Annotated in this window: 1 rRNA gene; it reads left to right on the forward strand. The window is 44.5% G+C overall.

Features of this window, described 5'->3' with window-relative positions:
* Positions 1-138: 138 nt before the first annotated feature.
* A 16S ribosomal RNA gene (locus tag QQA02_RS11635) occupies positions 139-200 on the forward strand; the annotation flags it as partial.

The following is a 200-nucleotide window of genomic DNA, read 5'->3' on the forward strand; positions in this document are numbered from 1 at the left end:
TGAGTGTTGTGCTCGAATGATGGTTTTTGCCGGTGGCAGGTTGCTTGGAGTGCATTGTTTTGTACTTTTGAGTTTTTCTTGTCAGTTTTTTGTTTGTCAGGTTTCGGGCTTTTCACGGCTCGTTTTTTTGCGAATTTTTTTGTGGAGAGTTTGATCCTGGCTCAGGATGAACGCTGGCGGCGTGCTTAACACATGCAAGT

Source organism: Corynebacterium sp. MSK006 (assembly GCF_030232385.1).
Lineage (GTDB): Bacteria > Actinomycetota > Actinomycetes > Mycobacteriales > Mycobacteriaceae > Corynebacterium > Corynebacterium frankenforstense_A.